Source organism: Synechococcales cyanobacterium CNB, from assembly GCA_030263455.1.
In the GTDB taxonomy this organism is placed as follows: Bacteria; Planctomycetota; Phycisphaerae; order Phycisphaerales; family UBA1924; genus CAADGN01.
In genome coordinates this window covers 87,660-110,486 of sequence record SZOZ01000008.1, presented here as the reverse complement: position 1 = coordinate 110,486, position 22,827 = coordinate 87,660, and the positions used below count along the sequence as shown (strand labels likewise).

At 70.6% G+C, this 22,827-nt stretch carries 18 protein-coding genes; 5 read left to right on the top strand and 13 right to left on the bottom strand.

Features of this window, described 5'->3' with window-relative positions:
• Positions 1–16: 16 nt before the first annotated feature.
• The 5 genes from FBT69_09280 to FBT69_09260 all read right to left on the bottom strand — a co-directional run bounded on the left by FBT69_09280 (position 17) and on the right by FBT69_09260 (position 7,057).
• On the bottom strand, positions 17–1,249 hold the full coding sequence (locus FBT69_09280; protein ID MDL1904985.1) for an IscS subfamily cysteine desulfurase: 1,233 nt from the start codon (positions 1,247–1,249) through the stop codon (positions 17–19).
• A gap of 94 nt (positions 1,250–1,343) precedes the next feature.
• Positions 1,344–1,775: an ATP-binding protein gene (locus FBT69_09275; GenBank protein ID MDL1904984.1), complete on the bottom strand. Its 432-nt coding sequence runs from the start codon at positions 1,773–1,775 to the stop codon at positions 1,344–1,346.
• An 80-nt stretch (positions 1,776–1,855) separates the two neighbouring features.
• Complete coding sequence (locus FBT69_09270; GenBank protein ID MDL1904983.1) at positions 1,856–2,212, bottom strand: STAS domain-containing protein; 357 nt, start codon at positions 2,210–2,212, stop codon at positions 1,856–1,858.
• Between the two features lie 118 nt (positions 2,213–2,330).
• Entirely contained in the window at positions 2,331–5,762 is a 3,432-nt protein-coding gene (locus FBT69_09265; protein ID MDL1904982.1) for a hypothetical protein, read from the bottom strand.
• Positions 5,763–6,061: 299 nt separating this feature from the next.
• Entirely contained in the window at positions 6,062–7,057 is a 996-nt protein-coding gene (locus FBT69_09260) for a hypothetical protein (protein MDL1904981.1), read from the bottom strand.
• A gap of 54 nt (positions 7,058–7,111) precedes the next feature.
• Here FBT69_09260 and FBT69_09255 point away from each other — a divergent pair, with 54 nt between their 5' ends.
• The 4 genes from FBT69_09255 (at position 7,112) to FBT69_09240 (ending at position 11,065) form a co-directional block, all read left to right on the top strand.
• Positions 7,112–7,909, top strand: coding sequence for a type III pantothenate kinase (locus FBT69_09255; protein ID MDL1904980.1), 798 nt, complete (start codon positions 7,112–7,114; stop codon positions 7,907–7,909).
• Positions 7,906–8,865, top strand: a complete 960-nt coding sequence (locus FBT69_09250) for a hypothetical protein (protein ID MDL1904979.1) — start codon at positions 7,906–7,908, stop codon at positions 8,863–8,865. Before FBT69_09255 ends, FBT69_09250 begins: the two co-directional genes overlap by 4 nt.
• Before the next feature lie 107 nt (positions 8,866–8,972).
• Entirely contained in the window at positions 8,973–9,842 is an 870-nt protein-coding gene (locus FBT69_09245; GenBank protein MDL1904978.1) for a hypothetical protein, read from the top strand.
• Positions 9,839–11,065 carry an RluA family pseudouridine synthase gene (locus FBT69_09240; GenBank protein ID MDL1904977.1) on the top strand — a complete coding sequence of 409 codons (1,227 nt, stop codon included), beginning with the start codon at positions 9,839–9,841 and terminating at the stop codon, positions 11,063–11,065. Before FBT69_09245 ends, FBT69_09240 begins: the two co-directional genes overlap by 4 nt.
• 15 nt (positions 11,066–11,080) lie before the next feature.
• On the opposite strand, the gene FBT69_09235 is transcribed toward FBT69_09240, so the two are convergent.
• The gene (locus tag FBT69_09235) at positions 11,081–12,712 is read right to left on the bottom strand and encodes an FHA domain-containing protein (GenBank protein MDL1904976.1); all 1,632 of its coding nucleotides are present in this window, start codon (positions 12,710–12,712) and stop codon (positions 11,081–11,083) included.
• Between the two features lie 91 nt (positions 12,713–12,803).
• Here FBT69_09235 and serS point away from each other — a divergent pair, with 91 nt between their 5' ends.
• Complete coding sequence (gene serS / locus FBT69_09230; protein ID MDL1904975.1) at positions 12,804–14,195, top strand: serine--tRNA ligase; 1,392 nt, start codon at positions 12,804–12,806, stop codon at positions 14,193–14,195.
• A 51-nt stretch (positions 14,196–14,246) separates the two neighbouring features.
• On the opposite strand, the gene FBT69_09225 is transcribed toward serS, so the two are convergent.
• From FBT69_09225 to FBT69_09195, 7 genes are all read right to left on the bottom strand, one after another.
• Positions 14,247–14,816 carry a restriction endonuclease gene (locus FBT69_09225; protein ID MDL1904974.1) on the bottom strand — a complete coding sequence of 190 codons (570 nt, stop codon included), beginning with the start codon at positions 14,814–14,816 and terminating at the stop codon, positions 14,247–14,249.
• The gene (locus FBT69_09220) at positions 14,813–15,844 is read right to left on the bottom strand and encodes a site-specific DNA-methyltransferase (GenBank protein ID MDL1904973.1); all 1,032 of its coding nucleotides are present in this window, start codon (positions 15,842–15,844) and stop codon (positions 14,813–14,815) included. The genes FBT69_09225 and FBT69_09220 overlap by 4 nt, the downstream gene beginning before the upstream one ends.
• A 59-nt stretch (positions 15,845–15,903) precedes the next feature.
• Positions 15,904–16,827 carry an alpha/beta hydrolase gene (locus FBT69_09215; protein MDL1904972.1) on the bottom strand — a complete coding sequence of 308 codons (924 nt, stop codon included), beginning with the start codon at positions 16,825–16,827 and terminating at the stop codon, positions 15,904–15,906.
• A gap of 93 nt (positions 16,828–16,920) precedes the next feature.
• The gene (locus tag FBT69_09210) at positions 16,921–17,664 is read right to left on the bottom strand and encodes a YebC/PmpR family DNA-binding transcriptional regulator (GenBank protein MDL1904971.1); all 744 of its coding nucleotides are present in this window, start codon (positions 17,662–17,664) and stop codon (positions 16,921–16,923) included.
• A gap of 108 nt (positions 17,665–17,772) precedes the next feature.
• On the bottom strand, positions 17,773–21,363 hold the full coding sequence (locus FBT69_09205) for a tetratricopeptide repeat protein (protein ID MDL1904970.1): 3,591 nt from the start codon (positions 21,361–21,363) through the stop codon (positions 17,773–17,775).
• Between the two features lie 531 nt (positions 21,364–21,894).
• Positions 21,895–22,470: a 30S ribosome-binding factor RbfA gene (gene rbfA / locus FBT69_09200; protein MDL1904969.1), complete on the bottom strand. Its 576-nt coding sequence runs from the start codon at positions 22,468–22,470 to the stop codon at positions 21,895–21,897.
• Entirely contained in the window at positions 22,290–22,763 is a 474-nt protein-coding gene (locus FBT69_09195) for a DUF503 domain-containing protein (protein ID MDL1904968.1), read from the bottom strand. The genes rbfA and FBT69_09195 overlap by 181 nt, the downstream gene beginning before the upstream one ends.
• Between the last annotated feature and the right edge of the window lie 64 nt (positions 22,764–22,827).

Here is a 22,827-nt window from a genome sequence, read left to right as displayed (position 1 = left end):
TTCCGTCACTTCAGGCTCAGTGCGCCTGCCACTCGATCTTCGTGATGTCGATGCCTTCCTTGTGCATGTCGTAGAGCGGGCTGAGCAGCCGGAGCTTCTCGACCGCATTCACCACGTTGTCGATCACGTAGTTCACCTCTTCCTCCGTTGTCCACCGCCCGAGGCTGAAGCGGAGCGAGCTGTGGGCCAGGTCGTCGCCCACGCCGAGGCCCTTGAGCACGTAGCTCGGCTCGAGCGAGGCCGACGTGCACGCCGACCCGCTGCTCATCGCCACGTCCTTGCAGGCCATCATCAGGCTCTCGCCCTCGACGAAACCGAACGAGACGTTCGCCAGGTGCGGCAGCCGCTTCTCGGCGTGCCCGTTCACCTGCACCACGTCCAGACGCGACGTGATGCCCTTCTCCAGCCGCTGACGCAACCGCAGCAGCCGCTCACGCTCGGTGTCCATCTCGGTGCGGCAGATCTCGGCGGCGGCCCCAAGCCCCACGATGCCCGGCACGTTCAGCGTGCCCGAGCGGAAGCCGCGCTCCTGCCCCCCGCCCTCCTGAACGGCCGTGAGCCGCACCCGCGGTCGCCGGCGCCGGACGTACAGCGCGCCCACCCCCTTCGGCCCGTAGATCTTGTGCCCGCTCATCGAGAGCAGGTCCACGTTGTCACGCTCCACGTCCGTCGGCATCTTGCCCGCCCACTGCGTCGCGTCCGTGTGGAAGACGATCTCCCGCTCGTGGCAGAGCGCCCCGATCGCCGGAACCTCGTTGATCGTTCCGATCTCGTTGTTCGCCCACATGATCGACACCAGGATCGTGTCCTCGCGCAGGGCGGACTCGACCATCTGCCGCGTGATCACGCCATCGCGCGGAGGGTCGAGGAACGTGACCTCGAAACCCTCCTTCTGCAGCCGCTTGCACGGGTCCAGCACCGCCTTGTGCTCGATGCGGCACGTGACGATATGCCCCCGCTTCTCGCTGCCCGCAGGCGCTTTGGCGTACATGCTCGCCGCACCCTTGATCGCCAGGTTGTTGCTCTCCGTCGCGCCCGACGTGAAGATGATCTCCTTGCGGTCCGCCCCGAGCAGCGAGGCTACCTGCTCCCGCGCTCGCTCGACCGCCTCCTCCGCCTCCCACCCGAATCGGTGGTTGCGGCTCCCGGGGTTGCCGAACTTCTCGGTGAAATACGGCAGCATCGCCTCGACCACCCGCGGGTCGCACGGCGTCGTCGCCGCGTGGTCCATGTAGATCGGGAGTTTCACCATGGCAGCATCCCCATCCGGCAGGGCCGGCTTTGCGTTTTAGAATCATTCCATGATATCGCCACGCTCTGAACTGGACAAGCCCGAGCCGAGCCTATCCCTTGCGCTCCAGAACCAGCTCCACTCGGTTCCCCCGCTCGTTGTACGTGACCGAGGTCATGTACGCGCGGATGAGCACCAGCCCGCGTCCCGAGGGAAGTTCCAGATTCTCGTCGAGCGTCGGGTCCGGCACCGCCTCGGGCACGAACCCCGGCCCCTGGTCCTCGACCGCGACGAAGACCCGCGAAGGACCGACCTCGTACTCGACCGTGACCGGCGTGTCCGGCGAGAGCGTCGCGTGCCCGTGCTTGAAGGCGTTGATGATCGCCTCCTCAACCGCAAGCCGCAGCGCGAAACGGGCGCTCTTCGAGAAGCCCGCCGCCTCGGCAAGCTCAACGATCCGGTCCTCGACCGAGTCGATCGCGTCCCGGTCGTTGACCAGTTCGATCGTGGCAGACGTCGTGCTGTGGCGCTGATCCTGCGACATCGGCGTGCCGTGCGCCGACCGGCGCGGCGAGCACGGGCCACGGGTCGCCGACCCGCACGGCCCGGGGGCCGGCCGGACGGTCAGAAGCTCCTCATCGCCTCTTCAGAGGTATCCAGGATCTGGAACAGCTTGTTCAGCCGAGTGATGACGAAGACCTCGTAAATCTGAGGGTCGATGTCCGCCAGGCGCAGCTCCCCGTCGCGGCTGCGGACCTTGTTGTTGATCGTGATCAGTGTCCCCAGCGCGGCCGAGGAGAGATGGTCAACGTTGGCGAAACTGATCAGCAGTTTCGGCTTCTCCTCCGCCTCGATGATCGAGGCGATCTCCTCCCCGATCGACTGGATGTTCGCCTCGTCCAGAATGTTGCGATCGACGAACTCGATCTGCGTCACGCCGTCCGTTCTGCGGACGCGGAGCCTTGAATCCGCGGGGGCCATCGTGCATCTCCTGCCGGTCCGACCGCGCGAACCAACCCGTGGCACGCGCGGCCACCCGCCACGCGCCAGTCTAGGCGAAACGCTCCGCGCTCGCCCCGTTCCATCCCGAAGCCCGCCGTCACCCGCCGAAGTTCACCCCGAGCGACTCGCCCAGACCCGGGAAGGCACGCTCCTCCTGCTCCGGCTGGATCAGCACGGTCGGCTTGATCAGGATCATCAGGGTCTGCTCCTCGCGCGCCTCGATCCGGTTCGAGAAGAAGCGGTTGAGGATCGGGATCTTGCTCAGCACCGGCACGCCCGTCTCCACCTCGGTCTCGTTCACGAGCCGCTGGCCGCCCAGCAGCACCGTGCCCTGATCCGGAACGGTCACCGTCGTCTGCACGCGGGTCACCGTCACGATCGGCAGCTGGATCGCGGACTGGGCGATCTGCGAACTGACCAGCTGGCCGCCCGCGACCGCCACGACCTCCTCGCTCCCCATGTCGACGATCTGCGACGTCGCCGTGTCCACGTTCAGCGTCACGTAGCGGCGATCAGCGGAGATCGTGCCCTCGACCAGCATCACGACGCCCTCGGCCACAACGTCGAGCGTCGGATCGAACCCGACCGCCGAGTCGCTCACCACCGGCTCAAGGTCGGAGACGAACGACTGCTGCGTCACGACGTAGATGTTCGCGGTCTGCCCGTTCGTGAACGTGAGCCGCGGAGCGGTCAGCGAGATCGACCGGCGGTCGGCCTGCGTCGCCTGCACCAGGAAGTCCACCTGGATATCGTCGAGGAACTGCCCCGCGATGCCCAGCGCGGGGGCGGAACCGAGCACCGCGCCGGCGATGCCCTCCTGGGGCATGAGCGAAGAGGCGAGGCCGAGCGAGTTCTGCGGGAACCCGATCGGCGACCACGGCCTCGGGCGCACCACGCCCTGCGTGATCTGCGTCCCGTCCGCCCCGCCGGTCACGGGGGCGGTCGGCGCGACCTGCCCGGTCACGCTGCCCCGCACGCCGCCCGGGAAGTCGAAGAAGTCGCTGGCACGCAGCGTCGGGTCGTTCGCGCCCGCGGCCCGGAACTGGTTGTTGTTCGCGTTGAAGTACACGTCGAGGTCGAACCCGATCTGCTCGAAGAAGTCCTGGCTCACGAGCAGGAACCGCGTCTCGACGTTGATCTGCATCGCGCGAACCTCGCGCAGCTTGCTGAGCAGGCCGCGGATCTCGCGGTGGTTCTTGGGCGTGTTGCGGATGATGAGGCTCGCGCCCAGTTCCTGGATGAAGCCGGTGGTGCCGCCGCCCTCGGGCCAGCTCTCCTCATCGACGTTGCGGGTGATGATGTCCTTGATGCGGTCGATGCGGTCCTGCAGCGGTTCGCGCTCGACGTCCTGCTGCTGGTTGTCGCGGAACGGGCTTTGCCCGCCGCCGCCGCCCCCCCGCCCGCTCTGGAGCACGGACTGCAGGTCGATCTCCGGCGCCTCGTCGTAGTTGGGCACCTCGAAGACCAGGTCGCGGATGTCGTAGATCTCGATGATCGTGTGCCGCCGGAGTTTCTCCTCGGTCGCCACCTGGATCGTCCCGTCGTTCACCGCCCAGCCCGCACGCGTGATCGGGCTGAAGCTGACCTTGTCCAGCACCCGGTCCATCACCGACTTGAGCGGAACGTTCCGCAGGTTCAGCGAGACCGTCGTGGACGGCTCGACGCCGATCTCCTCCAGCGAGTCCCAGTCCACGTCGATGTCCACCTGCGCGACCTGCTCGATGAACGCGAAGACGTCCGCGAGCGTGTTGTTCTGGAACGTCACCGGCACGCGCTGACGGTCCATCAGCGCCAGCACGCGACGGTCCTCCGCGCTCTCGGAGTAGCCGATGCCCTGGCCGCGAAGGAAGCTGATCGCTGGCCAGTCCGGCGGGTAGTTGATGATGCCGCGAGGCGGGATCGACGCCTCGGCGTTCTCCATCCCCTGGTACATGAACCCGAAGTTGCGCTCCTGCGCCATCTTGTTCATGTGCCGGTAGATGATCGCATCGCGCAGCAGGTCCTTCAGCAGCAGGCCCGCGGGATTGATCGGGTCCAGGAACAGGATCTGGTCCTCGACGATCTGGAGCGCCTCGTCGTACTTCAGTTCAGCCTGCAGCGCGCGCACCCGGTCGAGCGCCTCCACGATCTTCCGCTCGCGGTCCTGCTGCATCTGCGTGGACTGCCGCCTCGCTTCCTCGGCCAGCCGACGCTCACGCTCGTTTGTCTCGGCGATGCGCAGCTGCTCCTCCGTCCGCCCGATGCGCCCGCGCAGGTCCGTGACCTGCTTGGTGAGCGTCTCGAACTCCGCGTCGCTCATCACCTGACGCGCCGTGTTCAGCGTGAGCTGCGCCTTGGCCGCCAGGTCTCGCGCCCGCTGCGTGTCGCCGCTCGCCAGCGCCCGCTCAGCCTGGTCCATCTCGTTGCGGAACTCCGCACGCTTCTGCGCCAGCGCCATCTGCCGGCCTTCGATCGTGTCGTCGATCAGCACCCCCCCCGGCTGGCCCCGGAGCAGGATCTGCGTCTCCGCGAGACGGTTCTCCGCGTGCGCCGCCTGCTCGGGCGTCAGGTGCCGGCGGAGTTGCCTCAGCAGGCGGTCGTAGCGCGAGAGCGCCTCGTTCAGGCGCCGCTCGTCGAACGCACGGTCCGCCTGCGCCAGTTCGCTCTGGGCCTCGTACCGCAGCGCACGCTCGATCAGGTCGTCCTGGCTCGGCATCGGCTCGGGTTGTGGGGCGGGCTGGGCCTCTTCCTGCGCGGAGGGCTGGGCCGCCGGCTGCGACGCGGGCTGAACCTCCTGCATCTCACCCTGCGACGCCGGCGGCGTCCCGTTCTCCTGCCGGCGCACCACGCCCGGCTGCATCGCGCCGGCCGCCAACGCGCCGCCGTCGATCAGGCGCGGCGAGACGGACTCCAGGTCGAAGAGCCGCTCCCGGTATGCGGCGACCTTCGCGGCCGAAGCCTCGTCAAGGTCCACGCCGGAGCGGTCGATCTCGGTGAGAATCGCCTTGGCACGCGCGAAGTCGCCCGACTCGAACGCCTGCTCCGCATCGCCGGCGCGCCCGGCCATCAACGGGGCAAGGTCAGCCCGTTTCGCGTCCAGTTTCGTCCGCAGTTCGCTCGCGCGAGCCGCATCCGACGGCTCGACCGACGGGGTGCGCTCGATCGCGTCGAGGTGACGATTCGCAACGCGGAGGTCGCCCGTGTCGATCGCGAGTTCCGCCTTCTGCAGGCTGAGTTCGATCTCGCTCGTCGCGCGGATCATGCGGCTCGACGAGGTGAGCAGCGAGATCAGCCGCGCCCGCTCGGGGTCGCTGAGCGAACGCCCGCCGTCGCGCTCGTGCAGCGTTTCGAGCAGGTGCCTCGCGTAGACCGGCTTGCCGGACTTGAGCAGCTCGTCCACGCGCTCGAGCACATCGCTCGCGCTCTGGGCGGTCGCCGCCGGCATCGTCGCCTGCGCGATGGCCGGAGCGACAAGGATGCACGGCGCGCCCGCGAAGGCCGCCGCAGCCGCGAGGAGGGAACGAACCGAGCGTGGCTTGTTCGACAGCATGAGCAGTTCTCCGACAGGCTGTGCGTCGGGCGGCCGTCGTGGCGCATCCCGTCCGACCCGCGCGGGGTCGTGTGTGCTTGCAGGTGGGTGAGGGAGGGCGCTTCGCCGCCCTTCCCGCCGCGTTCGTCAGGCCCGTCGCCGGGCCGGCCCGCAGGTTAGTCCCTGCCTACGGGCCAACAACATAGAGGACCGATCGGCGAAACGCAACTCCCCGTCGCGGACAACTCGCCCGATCGGCCCCCTCGCGGCCGTCCGTCTATTCCACGACCCCACCTTCAGTCCAAACAAAACGCGGCCATTCAGAGGAAACGGGCCGACACGACTCCGACTCGGGACATCTGGCCCTTGAGCTTTGCGCCGGCCTGCTTGGCGAGCGCCTTCAGAGTCTCGGGTCGCAGCCGATCGGTCGCCACCAGTTCCGCCTCGATGCACTCCGGCCCTTCCAGGGCGTCGATCAGCCCGTCCGTCGCCTCCTGCGCGAGGTCCTCGGCGTCGTTGAGCGACCCGGCCCGCAGCAGGATTTCCGCGTACTTCGGCGCCCCATCCCCCTCGAACCGCGCAACCGCGATGCACCGCCACCCCGTCACGCCGAGGTCTCGACCGTCGTCGTCCACGTTGGTATCGGGGTCGATGTTCAGCACCAGCCGCCAGTCGTGCCGCAACCGCTCGACGATCTCGTCGAAACTCAGCAGTTCCGGGCGATCCTCAGGCGCGATCACCACGCTCCGGTGCTCGTGAACGGCCGCATCCGCTCCGGCAGGCTCCTCGCACACGGCCAGGTCAAACGCCTGGAGCACGCCCTCGATCTTCTCCTTCAGGTCGGCCTGCCCACGGATCGTCACGATCTTGTGCTCGTCGACGAAAACATAGAAGAACGGCTCCTGGCTCATCGCACCGAAGCCGCACATCCCGTCCTCGAAGAAAAACCCCCGAAACGCCCGCACGGCGTCGAGAAACCGATCCAGCGCGATCGGGTCATACGCCACGTACGGGTCGATCTCCCGGTACGCGTCACGCCCGATCACGTCAAGGATCGGGTACACCCGTCCGGGCATCAGCGAGAACAGCATCCGGCACAGCGGCTCGACGCGCTCGGCCGAGATCACCGCGTCGAAGACGTAGCGGTCCGGCCACTCCTCCCAGTCGCCCTCGTCGTCGTCCCCGTCCGATGGCTCGAATGTCAGCGTGTACCCCTGCACCGGCTGCATCGGCTCCACGGGATAAACCCCCAGCGGGAACCGCATGTCCCCCATCTGGACCCGCTCGACCGAAGTGTCAACCGCACAGCCGACCATCGGCCAGACTCTACCCGGGAAGCCCCCCGTTCGTGGAGCGCATAGGCTCGCCGGATGCACGAGCCGGGATTCTCGAGCAACCTGCCGATTCTCGCCCTGGCCGTGGGGAACACCAGAACCCGCTGGGCAACCTTCCGCGGGCGAGAACTGCTTCGATCCCACGCGGAGCCGAACCTCGACCCCGCCGCTCTGGCGGAGCGCATCGGACCGGACGCGGCAGGCGTGGAGGTTGTCGCGGTGGCATCCGTCAACGAGCCGTTCGCTCGGCCCCTCCTCGAGGCCTTGTCGGAGAGGGTCAACGCCCGCATCGAGCGTGTGGGAGACGGACTGCCCCTTGACCTCACGCACTCGCTTGACGACGCCTCGACACTCGGTCAGGACCGTGCCCTGAACGCCATCGCCGCGTTCGCCCGTGCGCGACAGGCGTGCGTCATCGTGGACGCCGGCACCGCCATCACCGTCGATTTCATCGACGGCGAAGGCGTCTTCCACGGCGGCGCGATCGCGCCGGGCCTCAACGCCATGCTCGACGCCCTGCATCGCTCCACCGCCGCCCTCCCCGCCTTGCGACACGAGCCGCCTGGCCCCGACCGCGGCCCGATCGGCAAGGACACGCGCCACGCCATGATCCTCGGCGTGCGGGCGGCGGCGCAGGGCATGGTCCGCATGCTCGTCGAACGCTACGCCGAGGTCTACGGCGCGTACCCCCAGGTCATCGCCACCGGCGGCGACGCCGCGACGCTCTTCGAAGACGACGGCCTCGTCGATGACATCGTGCCGGACCTGCAGCTCATCGGCATCCAGGCCGCGGTCGAGGCCGCCATGGCCGCGGGGGACGCGGAGGGCGCATGACCATGCCCGCGTCCTGGAGTCTCCAGACGCCGGGCGGCCCGGGCGCGATCGCCATCATCCAGATCGAGGGCGATGCCGAAGGCATCTTCACCGCGACGGGCATCACGCCGGTGGCCGTGGGGCGGTTCGGCCTGCGCGACCTCTTCGGCATCGATCGCGGCCTCGTCGCGCGCCCGCGCACGCACACCCTGCAACTCATGCCCCACGCGGGAACCCACGTCGTACGGGCGATCGGCCGGGCCCTGACAGGCGCGGGCATACAAGAAGGTCGCGACGCACGATCGCAGCATCCCGAAGCGGCGACCTCGCTCGAAGCACGGATGCTCGACGCGATCGCCCGCGCGGCCAGCCCGCTCGCCATCGACCTGCTCGCCGATCAGCCGCGGCGTTGGGCGGAGGCCGGCACGCCCGACCCGCCGGAGGACCACCCCGCCCCTGACGGGGCACACGGTGCGACGCTGCGACGGCTCCTCACCCCCCCCCTTGTGGCGGCGATCGGCCCCGCGAACGTCGGCAAGTCCACCCTCCTCAACGCGCTCGCCGGCCGAACCGTCGCCCTGGTCGCCGACGAGCCGGGCACGACCCGCGACCACGTCGGCGTGCTGCTGGAACTGGCGGGCCTGGTCGTCCGATACGCCGACTGCCCAGGCCTGCGCGAAACGGACAACCCCGCGGAAAGCGAGGCAGTCGAGATCGCGCTCACCCTCGTCCGCGCCGCAGACCTTGTCCTGCTCTGCGGCGATGCACGCACGCCGCCGCCCACGCTCGACCTGCCGGCCACCGTCGGCGTGCTGCGCGTCGCCCTCCGTGCCGACCTCGGCCTGCCCGGGTGGCACGCCGATGCCGTCGTCTGCGCCCAGCGTGCCGAGGGGGTCGCCGCGCTGGCCGCCCTCATCCGCGAGCGCCTCGTGCCGCGCTCGATGCTCGACGACCCTCGCCCCTGGAAGTTCTGGTAGCCGTTCGCCGCCCTCGACCGCTTCTGCACCGCCGGCTCGTGCCCGATGCCCGGTCCCTTTCCCACCCCCGCCCTACACTTCTCGACCCACCACGGAGACCCGCCGACATGGCGATCGACAAACGGCACACCGAGATCAAGGAGGGCGCGGGACTCGACGAATCCCGGTTGAACGTCGAGTTCGTCGACTTCCTGCGCAAGTGGAGCACGCCGGTCCTGCTGATCCTCGCGATCGCGGCCGTCGGCTACTTCCTCTACACCCGACAGCAGGAGGCCAGGCGCGAGCGCACCGCGGACGCCTTCCGTCAGTTCACCGTGGTTGCCATGTCGTCGAACCCGAGCCCGGAGTCCCTCGTCGGCATCGCGGAAGCGTTCGGCGACGTGCGCGGCATCGGCGCGATGGCACGCCTCGCCGCCGCGGACGAGTACCTGCGGGCCGTGCGACGCAACCTGCGCCCGGGCTCCGAGCTCGGCCCCGGCGGCGTCGTCCTCGACCCCGAGGACGAACTCAAGCCCGAGGAGCGCGCCCGTTTCCTCGACGAGGCCGAGCGGCTCTACCGCCGGGCGCACGCCGACACCGTCGGCAACCCCGCCATGACGCTGCACACGCTCGGCGCGCTCTACGGCCTGGCCGCGGTCGCGGAGTGCGTGGGCGACCTCGAAGCCGCGCGCAATGTCCTCGACCAGGCCCTCATGCTCGCCGAGAAACGCGGCTACCCGCAGCACGTCGTCATCGCACGCGAACGGATCACGGCGCTCGCGAACGGCGCCGCGCCGATCCGTCTGTATCGCGCGAGCGATCTCGCGCCGCTCCCGGAGTTGCCCGCGCCGCGACCGCCCACGCTCGACGAGCTGATGGAATCGGGGGAAGCCGGGCCGCCCGCGCCGGAAGCAGCGGACCAGCCGGCCGGCGCGGAAGGCGAGCCGGAGGGACGCGTCTCCGAGCAGGCCGACGGCCCCGACGACGACGGTCGATGACCGCCCGACCTGACAACCCCGATACCGTGCAGGCGTCGCTGGGCGAGGACCTCCTGCTCCCCGGCGGCAAGGTGGACCCCGACGCCATCCGGCGCGCCGTCGAGCGCGCCCGTGAGCGGGCGGCGGCCGCCGCCGACGCCGAATCGGACGAGGACGAGCGACTCCCCCGCGTGACCTTCACGCTCCAGCGCGACCTCCACGCGCGTCTCGACGTCTATCTCACCAGCCGCATCACCTTCATGAGCCGCACCCGGCTCCAGCGGCTCATCGAGTCCGGCGGCGTGACCGTCAACGATCGGCCCGCCAAGCCATCGACCCGACTCGGGCTTGGCGACCGCGTCGAGGTCGTCGTCCCCCCCCCTCAGGAGAAGGGGCTCCAGCCCGAGGAGATGCCCCTCGACGTGCTCTACGAGGACGCCCGCCTCATCGTCCTCAACAAGGCGCCGGACGTCATCGTCCACCCCGCACGCTCCGAACTCTCCGGCACCCTCATCAACGGCCTCGCCTGGCGATTCCGCAACGTCTCCGGCGGCAGCCTCTCGGCGGTGGGGGAAGAGTTCGCCCGCCCCGGTGTCGTCCACCGGCTCGACCGGCACACCTCCGGCTGCATCGTCTTCGCCAAGGACGACGAGGCGCACTGGCGGCTCGGTCGTCAGTTCGAGCGACGTACCGTGGACAAACGCTACCTCGCCGTCGTGCAAGGTCGGGTCGAGCCGGTCACGGACGTCATCGACCTGCCCATCGGCCCTCACCCCTCGCGCGAGAAGGGCTACCGCGAGAAGCAGGTCGTGCGCCACGACGACCTCGGCCGCCCGAGCGTAACGATCTGCCGCGTGCACGAACGCTACGAACTGCCGGAGTCGTGGCCCCGTCACGCCGTCGCGCCGTCGCTCCGTCGCTTCTCGCTTGTCGAACTCGAACTGAAGACCGGCCGCACGCACCAGATCCGCGTCCATCTCTCGCACCTCGGCTGGCCCATCGTCGGCGACGACATGTACGGCGGCCGGCCCTTCACCGACGAGACCGGGCGCACCGTCATCGCTCGCCAGGCCCTGCACGCCGGCCTGCTGGCCTTCGAGCACCCCGCCTCGGGCGAGCCGATGGTCTTCACCGCGCCGGTGCCGCCGGACATGGCAGACCTCGTCTCGTGCCTGCGCCGCGGTCGCGTGGAGCGATCGTCCGTGCCCGGCACGGTGCCGGTTGCACGCTTCGGGCTGGAGTAAGGGGTTGTCGGGAAGTCACCCCGCGATGTGCTCCACCTCGTCCAGGCTCGCAACGCCCTCGGCCGCCAGTTTCCACCCCGCCTGCTGCAGCGTGATGAAGAGCCCCTGCGACGCGATCTTGCGCATCGCCTGCACGCTCGGCTCGCCCAGCACCACGTCGCGCAGCTCGTCGTTGCGGAAGTCCAGCATCTCGAAGATGGCCCGCCGCCCGCGATAGCCCGTCTTCAGGCACGCCGCGCATCCCACCGCCACGTTCGTCTTCGTCCGGCCCCCGAGGTACTTCCCGATCCGGGTCGCCTGCCCGGGCGCGACCGGCACCTCCCGCTTGCACTGCTCGCACAGCATCCGCACCAGCCGCTGCGCCAGCACGAGGTCCAGCGCGTTCGCCACCAGGTACGGCTCGATCTTCAGGTCCAGCAGCCGGAACACCGCCGAGATCGTGTCCTTCGCGTGCAGCGTGCTCAGCACCACGTGCCCCGTCAGCGCGGCCTGCATCCCCGTCCGCGCCGTCTCCTCGTCCCGAATCTCCCCCAGCAGGATCACGTCCGGGTCCTGCCGGAGCACCGACCGCAGCAGCGAGTGGAACGTGTTGCCGCGCTGCTCGTTGATCGGGATCTGCGTCACCCCGTCGACGTGGTACTCGACCGGGTCTTCGATCGTGATCACGTTCCGCTTCTCGCGGTCGATCCCGCGCAGCACGTTGTAGAGCGTCGTCGTCTTGCCGCTGCCCGTCGGCCCCACGCTCAGCAGCAGGCCCGAGTCCGCCTCGCAGATGCGCCGCAGCCGCTCTTCCATCCACGGCGCCAGCCCCAGTTCCGAGATCGAGTGCGGGATCTCCCGGTCGTCCAGCACGCGCACCACGAGCTTCTGCCCGTGGACCGACGGCGTGAAACTCACCCGGTAGTCCACCCGCCGATCCGGGAACCGCGCCGAGAAGTGCCCGTCCAGCACCGAGTCGCTCGCCGCCGTCTTCATCAGGCACAGCGTCTTGATCATCCCCCCGACCAGCTCGCCCGTCCGGCGCGGCAGGTCCACGATCCACACCATCTGCCCGTCCACGCGCATCCGCACCTGCGCCGCGTCCTGCTTCGGCTCGATGTGGATGTCCGTCGCCCGCGCCTTGGACGCGATCTGCAGCAGCAGCGTCAGGCAGCGCGGCCCGTCGCCGCCGCTCTTGAGCGCGGCCGAAGGCTTCCCGTTGGCGAAGATCGGCGTGATGTCCGGCGCGGTCTCGCCCTTCGGCGGCAGCCCGCCGAGGACGCCCTCCAGTTCCACCACCCACGCCGAGCCGCCGCCGTCAACCGCCCCCCCCTCCGCGTCGCCGGCCTTCGTCCCGGACGCCTCCTCACCGTTGCCCGGCGCTTCCTCGACCACGAACTCGGCCTTGCCGATCCGGATCACGTCGCCCGGCGTCAGCACCGCCTCATCGATCGCAAGGCCGTTCAGCTTCGTCCCGTTCCGCGACCCGAGGTCGCGCACCACCCACTGCCCCTCCGCCGCAGGCTCGATGACGCAGTGCTTGCGGCTGGCCCGCTCGTCCTCCACGCGCAGCGTGCTCGCCGGGTGCCGGCCCAGCGAGACCGGCTCGAAATCCAGCGGGATGGGCCGCCCGCCCCCCTCCATCGGCCTGATCCGCATCCGGCTCATCGCGCGTGGTCGCCTCCCGACGGCTGCCGCCGTGCTTCATGGTAAGGGATGGGGCGGCGGGCGGTTGCTCGCGCCGGCTACACTGCCGCCCATGATCGACCTGCGCGACCTGCGCGAGCGACCCGACCGCTACCGGGAGGGCGCGCGCCTCAAGAAGATCGACGCCGACATCGACCGCCTCCTCGAACTCGACGCCCGGCGGCGGGCGGTCCTCGCCGAGATGGAATCCCTCCGCGCCGAGCAGAACCGCATCGCCAGGGAGTCGGGCCCCGAGATCGGCCGCCTCGCCGCCCGGATCGGGAAGGCCGAGGGTTCGGAGCGAGCCGCGCTCGAAGCACGCCTCGACGAGCTGAAGGCCCGCCCCGCCGCGCTCAAGGCCCGCGTCCAGGAGCTCGAGGCCCGGGCCGCCGCCCTCGACCCCGAGATCGACGCGCTGCTCCTCCAGGTGCCCCTCCCGCCGGACCCGGACGTGCCCCGCGGCCGGTCCAGCGACGACAACGTCGAGCTGCGCCGCTGGAACCCGCCGGGCTTCGACCCGGCCGTCCCCTTCGCCGAGCAGCGCGGCTTCGCGCCGCGCACGCACCTCGAACTCGTCGAGCGGCTGGGACTCGCCGACTTCGAGCGCGGCGTGAAGCTCGCCGGCTCGCGGTCGTACGTCCTCCGCGGCGACGGGGCGCGCCTGCACCACGCCGTGCTGGGCTACGCCCTGGACTTCATCGCCGCCAGGGGCTTCACGCCCCTGACGGTGCCCGTGCTGGTGCGCGAGGAGGCGATGGTCGGCACGGGCTTCTTCCCGGCGGGCCGCGAGCAGGCCTACCACGTCGCCGAGACCTCGCGAGGGGGGGGCTACGACCTCTACCTGACCGGCACCGGCGAGGTCTCGCTCATGGGCCTGCACGCGGGCGAGATCATCGACGGGGCCGACCTGCCCCTGCGCTACTGCACCGTCAGCACCTGCTTCCGGCGCGAGGCGGGCGCGGCCGGCAAGGACACCGCCGGCCTCTACCGCATCCACCAGTTCGACAAGGTCGAGCAGGTCGTCATCTGCCGACCGGACGAGGAGGAGAGCCGTGCCTGGCACGCCCGGATGATCGGGTACGTCGAGGAGTTCCTGCAGTCGCTCGGCCTGCCCTACCGCCTGCTGCGCTGCTGCACCGCCGACCTCGGCCCCAAGAACGCCGACATGATCGACGTCGAGTGCTGGATGCCCGGCCGCGGCGAGAACGCCCGCGGCGCCTACGGCGAGACCCACTCCGCCAGCCGCCTCTCCGACTTCCAGTGCCGCCGCCTCAACATGCGCACCCGCCCCGGCGGCGCGGCCGGCCGCGGCGAGACCGCCTTCTGCCACTCCCTCAACAACACCGTCGCCGCCAGCCCCCGCCTGCTCATCCCCATCCTCGAGATCCACCAGAACGCCGACGGCACCGTCACCGTGCCCTCCCCCCTGCGCCCCTACCTGGGCGGCCGGGGCACCATCGGGTGACATTCCCCGTGCCACCGACCTCCGCTTTGGGAGGCCGGTGCCGCCGAGACGTCAAGCGTCTATCCCCAGGATCAACACGGGCACGTCGATATCCGCTACCCCCCGCGCGTTCAAGTCCCACACGAACTGCTCGAAGTACGACACACCACTGGACATCTCGTCTGCGAACGCCTTGACCGGCACGATCTCGACCCCCGCCTTGATGTGGGCGAGGTTCTTGAAGATGGTCATCTTGGCGCAGACGTTGTAAACCATGAAGGCGTACTTGCCAAACTGAACCTCGACGCCGAGTTCGTCCTTGACGAAGTCCATCTCGCGGAATGCGCCGGCGTTGAGCGCTTTGGGTTCGTAGCCCGCGACGTAATGCTCCGTCGAGTAGTCGCATCGCACGCGGATCGGAACCCATCCGCGCGATCCGAACTGCTCCTTGAAGGCCCTGTTGATGGAGATCGGGTTGAAGAGCATCTTCCCCGCCATCGTTTTCTCGAGGCTCTCCTTGGTCTTGTATAGTGCTGCATCGACCGCGCCGATCGCCGCCTCGATTTCGCGGAGCAGGGGCGCATACTCCCGCGTCACGATGCGCTCTCCGTCCTTGAATGAGTACCGGCCGACGATTCTCACTGGTCCACGTCCTGCCGCCACTCGGCGGGAATCTGTGACACCTTCTCCCGACCCGAGGGCTGGTGGACAGGCTTGCCGAGCGGACGGTACGGCAGTTCGCCCGCGAAGAACTGCTCGATCCGTCGTCTCGCGATGGAGTTGTACTGCGGGTCAAGCTCACAACCGATCGCGCGGCGATTCCGGCGCAATGCGGCGAGCATGGCGGAACCGACGCCGGAGAACGGGTCGAGCACCCAGTCTCCCGGCGAGGTGAGCGCGAGTACGCACCGTTCGACGAGCTCAATCGGGAACTGGCACGGATGGTTCGTCTTCTCCGGGTGATTGGCCTTCACGTTCGGGATGTCCCAGAGGCCGGTCTCCCACTCATGAGCCATGATGGTCCAGATGTCGGAGGGGTTCTTGCCGAGCGGATTGCCCGAAGGCTGGCCGTACTTCTCGCCCTTGAAGTGCCGCTTGCCCGGGTACTTCGAGGGAACACGCACGTCATCAAGGTTGAACGTGTACTGATCTCCCTTCGTGAACCACAGCAGCACTTCGTAGCGTCCGGAGAACCGCTTGCTTGCGTGCAGTCCGTGTGCGAAATGCCACACGATGCGGTTGCGCAGCTTGAGCCCGTGCTTCTTGAAGAACGGGTAGTAGAAAATGTCGAGCGGGAAAATCTCGGAGTTCTCGACGTAGTTGCCGACCTGCCAAACGAGCGAACCACGCGGCGACAGGACTCGGATCAGCTCGTCCACAACGGGCGACAGCGCTTCGAGATACCTGTCAAGTTCAGTGGCCCGCTCGTACTCCTTGCCGATGTTGTACGGCGGGGAAGTGATGACGAGTTGGCAGAACCCCGAAGGGAGGGTCCGCAAGGTCTCAGCGCAGTCGCCCTGTGCGATGACGACCTCGGTATCCTCCGAGAACCGGTCATGGATGACGGGGGTTGCGAAGCCCAGTTGTGCAGCGGTCTCAACCGGAGGTTGTGGCGACAAGGCGAATCCTCCACGGTTTCGGGGGCGAGCCGGTACGGATGACGTTAGCATACCTGATCTGAGAAGAGAGTGTCAAACAGCGGCTCCAAGCCCCTCTGCATCCTCCGCGCTCAACCCTTCCCGCCGATCGCCGCCCGCACCGCGGCCTCCGCGCTCGCCCTCTGCCCATCGTCCGTCCACAGCGTGTTGTGCCTCCCCCCCTCGATCTCGACGATCCGTCCGCGCGGGGCCGCGGCGGCGATCTCGCGGCCGTCGCGCACCGGGCTGACCTCGTCGTCCGTGCCGTGCAGCACGAGCAGCGGGCAGGCGAGGCGGGCGGCGTGGGCGGCGCGGTCGAAGGCGCGGCCCGTGCCCCAGTTCGGCGGGTTCCGCTGCACCACGCCGATCAGCCACATCGCCGGCATCAGCGTCGCCCGCCACGGCATCCCGCGCAGGCGGAGCACGTTGCGCGCGGGCGTCGGCGCGAAGCGGTAGGGGGCCTCGGCGATGACGGCCCGCACACGCCGACGCGCCCCCTCGCGCGCCGCCGCGACGATCGACGCCCCCGCCCCCAGCGACCACCCGAACAGCACCACCCCCGCGGGCCCGCGCCCGCCGTCGTCGATGCGCTCCAGCAGCGCGCACAGGTCGTCCGGCTCGCGCGTGCCGAGGCGGCAGAGGCCCGGCACGTCGTGCGGGTCGCCGTGCCCCTCCTGCTCCCACACGATGACCCGCGACGCGACCGGCGCGACCGCCTCCAGCCGCCGCAGCGCGCCGATGCGCGAGTCGCTCCAGCCGTAGGTCATCACCACAACCGGCCCGCCGGGGTCGTCGCCCTGCACGTCCCACACCGGCAGGTCGAGGCCGCGTGTGCGGAAGGTCCACTCGCCGAAGCGCCGCGGCGCCGGCATCTGCGACGGGTCCGCGGGCACGCCGCGCGAGATCGCCCACGCGATCGTCCGCCGCGGCGGGTGCGTGAGCAGCCACGCCGTCCAGGCGACCGTCGCCGCCCAGAGCAGCACGAGGCCGACGAAAAGGAGGAGCATCAAGCCCACGGGGAAGGCACCAGGCGCCGGGAAGAGCGGGGATCGCGCGCGCGGGATGAAACCATCGGGACCGGGCGTCGCGCCTCGCCCGATGCCCGACGACTACTCCACCACCTCCGCGTTCGTGTACACCTTCTGCACGTCGTCGTTGTCCTCGAGGGCGTCGATCAGCGCCAGCAGGCGCTTGGCGTCCTCGCCTCGGACCTCGGTCGTCTGCTGCGCGATGCGGGCGATCTCCGCCTCGGCCGGCTCGATGCCCGCCTTCTCCAGCGCCTCCTTCAGCCGCAGCAGCCCGGCGGGCTCGACCAGCAGCGTCCAGAACCCCGGCCCGTCGTCGTCCGGCTCCGGCGGCTGCACGTCGTCCGCCCCGGCGTCGAGCGCGATCTGCATGATCCGCTCCTCGTCCGCGAGCGCGGCATCGACCACCACGCGCCCCCGCGTCTCGAACTGGAACGCGACCGAACCCGTGCTCCCCAGGTTGCCGCCGTGCTTCGAGAAGATCAGCCGCAGGTCGGGCGCGGTGCGGGCGCGGTTGTCGGTCAGGGCATCGACCAGCACCGCGACCCCGCCCGGCCCGTAGCCCTCGTAGGTGACGGTCTCGTAGTTCTCGCCGCCGCCGCCGCCCGCGCCCTTCTCGACCGCCCGCTGGATGGTGTCCTTGGGCATGTTGGCGTACTTGGCCTCGTCGATGGCGTAGCGCAGCGCGAGGTTCGTCGCCGGGTCACCCCCCCCCGCGCGGGCAGCCGCGATGATCGCCCGCGAGCACTTGGACCACACCTTGCCGCGCCTGCGGTCCTGCTTCTCCTTGCGGTGCTTGATGTTGGCCCACTTGCTGTGTCCGGCCACCGGCGCCTCCTCGCGTTCGTCCCGGGCGCCGCCCCGGGCGCCCCGCCGCTCCGTCGCGGCTCCCGATCCTTCCCTCATTCTCCGCGGCTCCTCGCCCGCCTTCCGCCGTCAGCCCCCGCCGCCGGGCGATCCGAAGAGCGGCGCGATCTCCGGCTCTCCGCCCTCGCGCGCCGCCCGGAGCTTGGCCGTGATCCGCGCGTGCTGCTCCCTGAGCCGTGCCTGGCGCGGCGAGTCCGGCTCCCCCACGAGCCGCGTGAGCGCGATCGTCGCCCAGCGGTCGGCCCGCTGCCACGCCGAGATCGCCTCCTGCTTCCGCCCCGCCGCCCAGAGGGCGTCGCCCAGGTGGTCGTGCAGCGTCTGGTTCTCGACGCCCGACGGCAGCTGGGTCGCCCGGCGCAGCAGCGAGATCGCCCCCTCGTGCCGCGTGCCGTCGTCGTCCTGCCAGTCCTCGAACCGCCCCTGCCGGTAGCGCAGCCACCCGAGCGAATCGACGATGCTCGCCTCGTCCGGCCTGAGCCGGTACGCCTGCTCCAGCAGCCGCTCCGCCTCGGCCATGTCCTCGCCGCGCTCCACGAGGAAGTAGCCGAGGTCGTTGCTGGACCACGCGTGCTCGGGGTTGTAGCGCAGCGCGGCCCGGTACACGGCCAGCGACGCCTCCTCCCGCCCCGTGCTCCACAGCGTGCTCGCCAGCATGTACGCGAGCTCCGCACGCGCCGTGTCGAGCGTCCACGCCGGCGCCCCGTCCTGCGGCGGGCCGATCAGTTCCTCGATCGACGCGACGTCCGGCGCGGCCTCGACCAGCGAGATCGCCGCCTCCGCGAAGGCGTTCTCGGGCACGCCCGGAACGTCGTCCATCATGCCCCACCGCGCCCGATGGAACGGCCACGGCAGGTCGATCCCGCGCGAAAGCACGCCGTCCATCATCGCCAGCCCGGCCCGGGCCGCGTCCGTATCGCCCCCGGCCGTCGCCGCCTCGCCCACCATCGCCAGCACCGCCAGCAGCGACGACTTCTGCCGCGCCGTCAGCGTCACGCCCGCCGGAACCGCCCTCGCGACAGGCTCGACCGCCTCGGCGAACATCCCCGACTGCGCCAGCACGCCCGCCAGCTCCAGCGAGTTGTCGATCGTCGGCGGCGAGGCGAACAGCCGCGTCAATGCAAGCCCGTTCGCCTCGTCCGTGCGGCCGAGCACCGACCGCAGCACCTGCTCGTGCAGCCTCGCCAGGTTCGGCGAGAGATCGCGCCGCCCGGCAAGGCACGCCACGCCCTCGTCGACCTTCCCCCGTGCGAGCAGCACGCGGGCCAGCGCCGCGTTCAGCACCGCGTTGCCGGGACGCTCCGACACTCGCCCGCGCACCCACGCCTCCGCGTCCGCCAGGGCGTCCGGCCCATCGCGCTGCGCGACCGCGTCCCACACCTGCACCAGCATCTCGACGGCGCGCTCCGTGCCGCGGCCCTCGGAGGCAAGGTCCAGCAGCGCGCGCTCCGCCTCGTCCAGCAGCCCGCGCTGCGCCAACTCCTGCGCCGCCAGCCAGCGCAGCAGACGGCTCGACGGGATCGTCTCGCGCAGTTCGCGCGCCACCGCCGCCTGCCGCTGCGGATTCTCCAGCGGCGAGCCCTGCTGGTACAGCGAGAGCAGGCCCTCGTACACACGCTCGTCGTAGCGGTCGAGCGCGTGCGCACGCCCGAGCAGGGCCTCGGCCTCCGCCGCACGCCCGAACCCGAGGTACAACTCCGACCCGCGCACCAGCATGTCCACCCCGGCCCCGGGGCCGAGCAGCGGCTCCACCTCGCGCAGCGCGGCCGCGAACCGCTGCATCGCCCGCAACGAACGCACCAGCGCGTGCCGCTGCGACGCCGACCGAGGCGACTCGAGAGCGCTCAGCGCACGCTCCGCGTCCGCCCATCGACCCGCCGCCGTCGCGGCAGCGACCTGCGCGAACGCCCACCCTTCCGGCGCAACCCCGCGCGGCGCACCGCCCGCGACCGCCTCCACCGCTTCGTCCGGCCGCGAGGCGCCGATCAACAGGAACGCGCGAACCAGCGCTCCCGCGCCGCGCCCCTCCACGGCTCCGATCGCGGCGTCCGCGCTCGGCGCCACGGTGAGCAGCGCCGCCGCGAACTCATCCGCTTCGATGGGGTGCCTCTCGGCGAGCGCGACCGTCTCCTCGGCCGCGGCACGAAGCCCCGACGCGAGCCGCAGCAGGTCGTCCAGCGCATCGGCGTCCGTCGGCCGCACGGAGAGATGCTCCCGCAGCGCGCGACGGGCCTCGGCGGGCGGCAACGCGGCCGCCTTCGCCCGCACCAGCCGCGCCGCAAGGCTCGCGGGCGCGTCCACGCCGAGCGCACGCAGTTGCTCGCCGATGGCCTCGGCGAGAAGACGCGCTTCCGCTTCGCCCCCGGAAGCCACGTGCCGAACAAGCCCCACCAGGCGAGGGTCCGTCCGCCCCGTCTCGTGGCGGAACTCCTCGAGGATCGCCAGCGCGGCCTCCGCGGACCGGCCCAGCCGCAGCGAGGCGTACACGCGGCGCGGCGCGACGGCGCCGGGGTCCAGCGCTGGCGATGCCGCCGCGCGCCGATACGCCGACAACGCACGATCGAAGTCGCCGAGCCTGCACGCGTCGTCGCCCACGCGACGCCAGAGTTCGCCCGCCCGGCGCACGATCGCGCCCAGTTCCGCACGGTACGCCGTCGAGCCGGAGATGCGCTCCGGCTGCTCGATCGCACGGCGCACCGCCTCCGCGCTCGCGGACAGGTAGCCCTGCTCGTGCAGCGCGTCCGCGAGGTCGATCAGCACGACCGTTCGCAGCGCGGGGTCCGACTCGTTCGGGTTCGACGCCAGCGCGCGGGAGAGCATCGCGACCGCGTCCGCATCGTCGCCCAGGCGCAGCGCGTGTCGGCCGAGCGCGGCGAACGCCTGCGCATCCACCAGCCCGAGCGCAACCGCCCTTCGCATCGACGCCATCGCCCCGCTCGTCTGGCCCGCCGCGCCCTGCGCCGCGCCCAGCGCACGCCACACCTCCGCCGAGCCGGGGTCGAGGATCGTCGCCCGTTCGAGGTCGCGCACCGCGCCGACCGCGTCGCCGTCCAACAGCCTCTGGCGGCCCGAGGCGTACAGCCGCAGCGCGTCCGTCGAGTCGTCGCGTCTCGCCGAAGGCTCGACGCTCTCGACCGGGCGTGCGGACGAGGCCGCCTCGCGCACGGCGTCCTCGTGGCTCAGCATCGCCCGACGCCACGACTCGCTCTCACGCTCGATCGGCTGAAGCACCAGCGGGTCGATGCCCGGCGGAGGCCCGAGCGATGCGGCGCGTCGGTTCGGCTGCCGTTCCTGCGCGGCCGCGAGCCAGCGAAGCCGCTCCTCCGCGCCCTTCGACGCCGGTTGACGGTCCGTCTCCGATCGCGTCGCACCCGGTCCCCCGCGCGATGCGCACCCCGGCGCGAATCCGGCCGCACCGAGCAGCAGCGCCGCGATGACGGCCGCGGCCGGCCGCGTGGCGTGAGACCCAGGATGGCGCGGCCGCATCGTCATCGCTCCGTCCGTCCTCTCGCGATCAACCCCGTGCCTTTCCCGTTCGCTTCGCCTTCGCGCCCTCCGCCGTTCCAATCTTCGGCGCCTTGCGCTTCCGCCATGCCTCGAGCAGCAGGTACGCCTCTTCAGATTCCTTCGCGCGGAGCGTCCGCTCCAGCCAGCCCATCGCATCCGCGACCGTGCTCCCCGGCTCGACCGCCTCTTCCGCCGCGAGCAGCCCGTGCAGCACCGAGTCCAGCGGGACCGCGTGGCCGCCGAGCGCGAGCAGCACCACCCGCGCAGCGACGAACGGCGGCACACCCTCCAGCGTTTCGAGGTACACCCGGGCGTCGCGCTTCGGCAGATCAACCAGACGCGCCAGCGCGATCCCGTGCTCGCGCCGGTACACCTCGGTCAACGCGGCACGCAGCCTCGTCGCACGCTCCAACGCCAGCGGGTAACCCTCACCCATCAGCGAGGCGAGCTCCTGCGGGTAGCACACCCGCAACTCGTTGTAATCGACCACCGCTCCTTGCATCCGGTTCAGCGCGCCCGTCGCGAGCGGCGCCGAGGCTTCCCACGCCAGGAACGAGTACACGAGCTCGTGCACCACCGGGTCCGTCCCCTCCGGCGGCGTGCCCGCGTGCCCGGACCCGAGCGGCTTCAAGCGCTTGCGCAGCCGGAACAGCAGCGAACGCAGCTCCCGTGTTCGATCCGTCGCGCTCACGCCCCCCCCTCCTCGGCATTCGGTGCGCCTCCGCGTTCGGCCTCGACGGGAGGCGTCACCCGCCGCGCCTTCTCCAACGCCTCCAGCACCGCCGCCTGGCGCTTCGTCGCACGGTCGAGCCGGAACTCGATCTCCGGCGTGCGCCGCATGTCCAGCGCATCGCCGATCGCATGGCGCACGTGCGCCGACGCAGCACGCAGACCGTGCATCGTCAACTCCTCGTGCTCCGCGGGCATGATCGACACCCGCACGAACGCCTGCCGCAGGTCGTCCGTCACCGTCACCCCCGTCACCGTGATCAGCCCGCGAACGCGAGGATCGGACAACCCCCGAGCCAGCACGGTCTGCACCGCGGCCTGCACCGCCGACGCCACCCGCTCGGCCCGCCGGTTCACGGCCGCGCCTCCTTCCGTGTCAATGTCTCGCTCTTCAGGGTCGGTTCCGCTCCCTGCCCCGAGCCTTGCTGGGGCGGGGCCATCCCTGGCCCCGACTGATCTTCGTAATACCGCCTCATCTCCACGGCCAGCGCATCCCGATCCTCCTGCCCGTCTTCCCCATCGCCCTCGACCGATCCGTCTTCCCCTTGCAGGATGTCGCGCCGCACGCTCCCCAGTTCCGCGTCCCGCAGCGAGCGGAGCTTCTCGGCGACGTGGTCGAGCACTTCCCCCGCGCGCCGCCCGTCGGTGGCGACCACCGCCGCCGCCATGACCGCGATGTTCACCGAGTCCTGCGCAGCCACCTCGGCGACCGAGACCATGTGCTCGCGGTGCAGCCGGTCCCGCAGCGAGCGCACCACGCGACGCTTGTCCTTGAGCGACCCGCTCTCCGGGATCACCAACTCGAACTGGAGCACGCCGATCACCATGGGGAATGGCGGAATGCAGGACTGACGGAGCGGCGATGTGAGCAGTGGCGAAGTGTTTGACCCA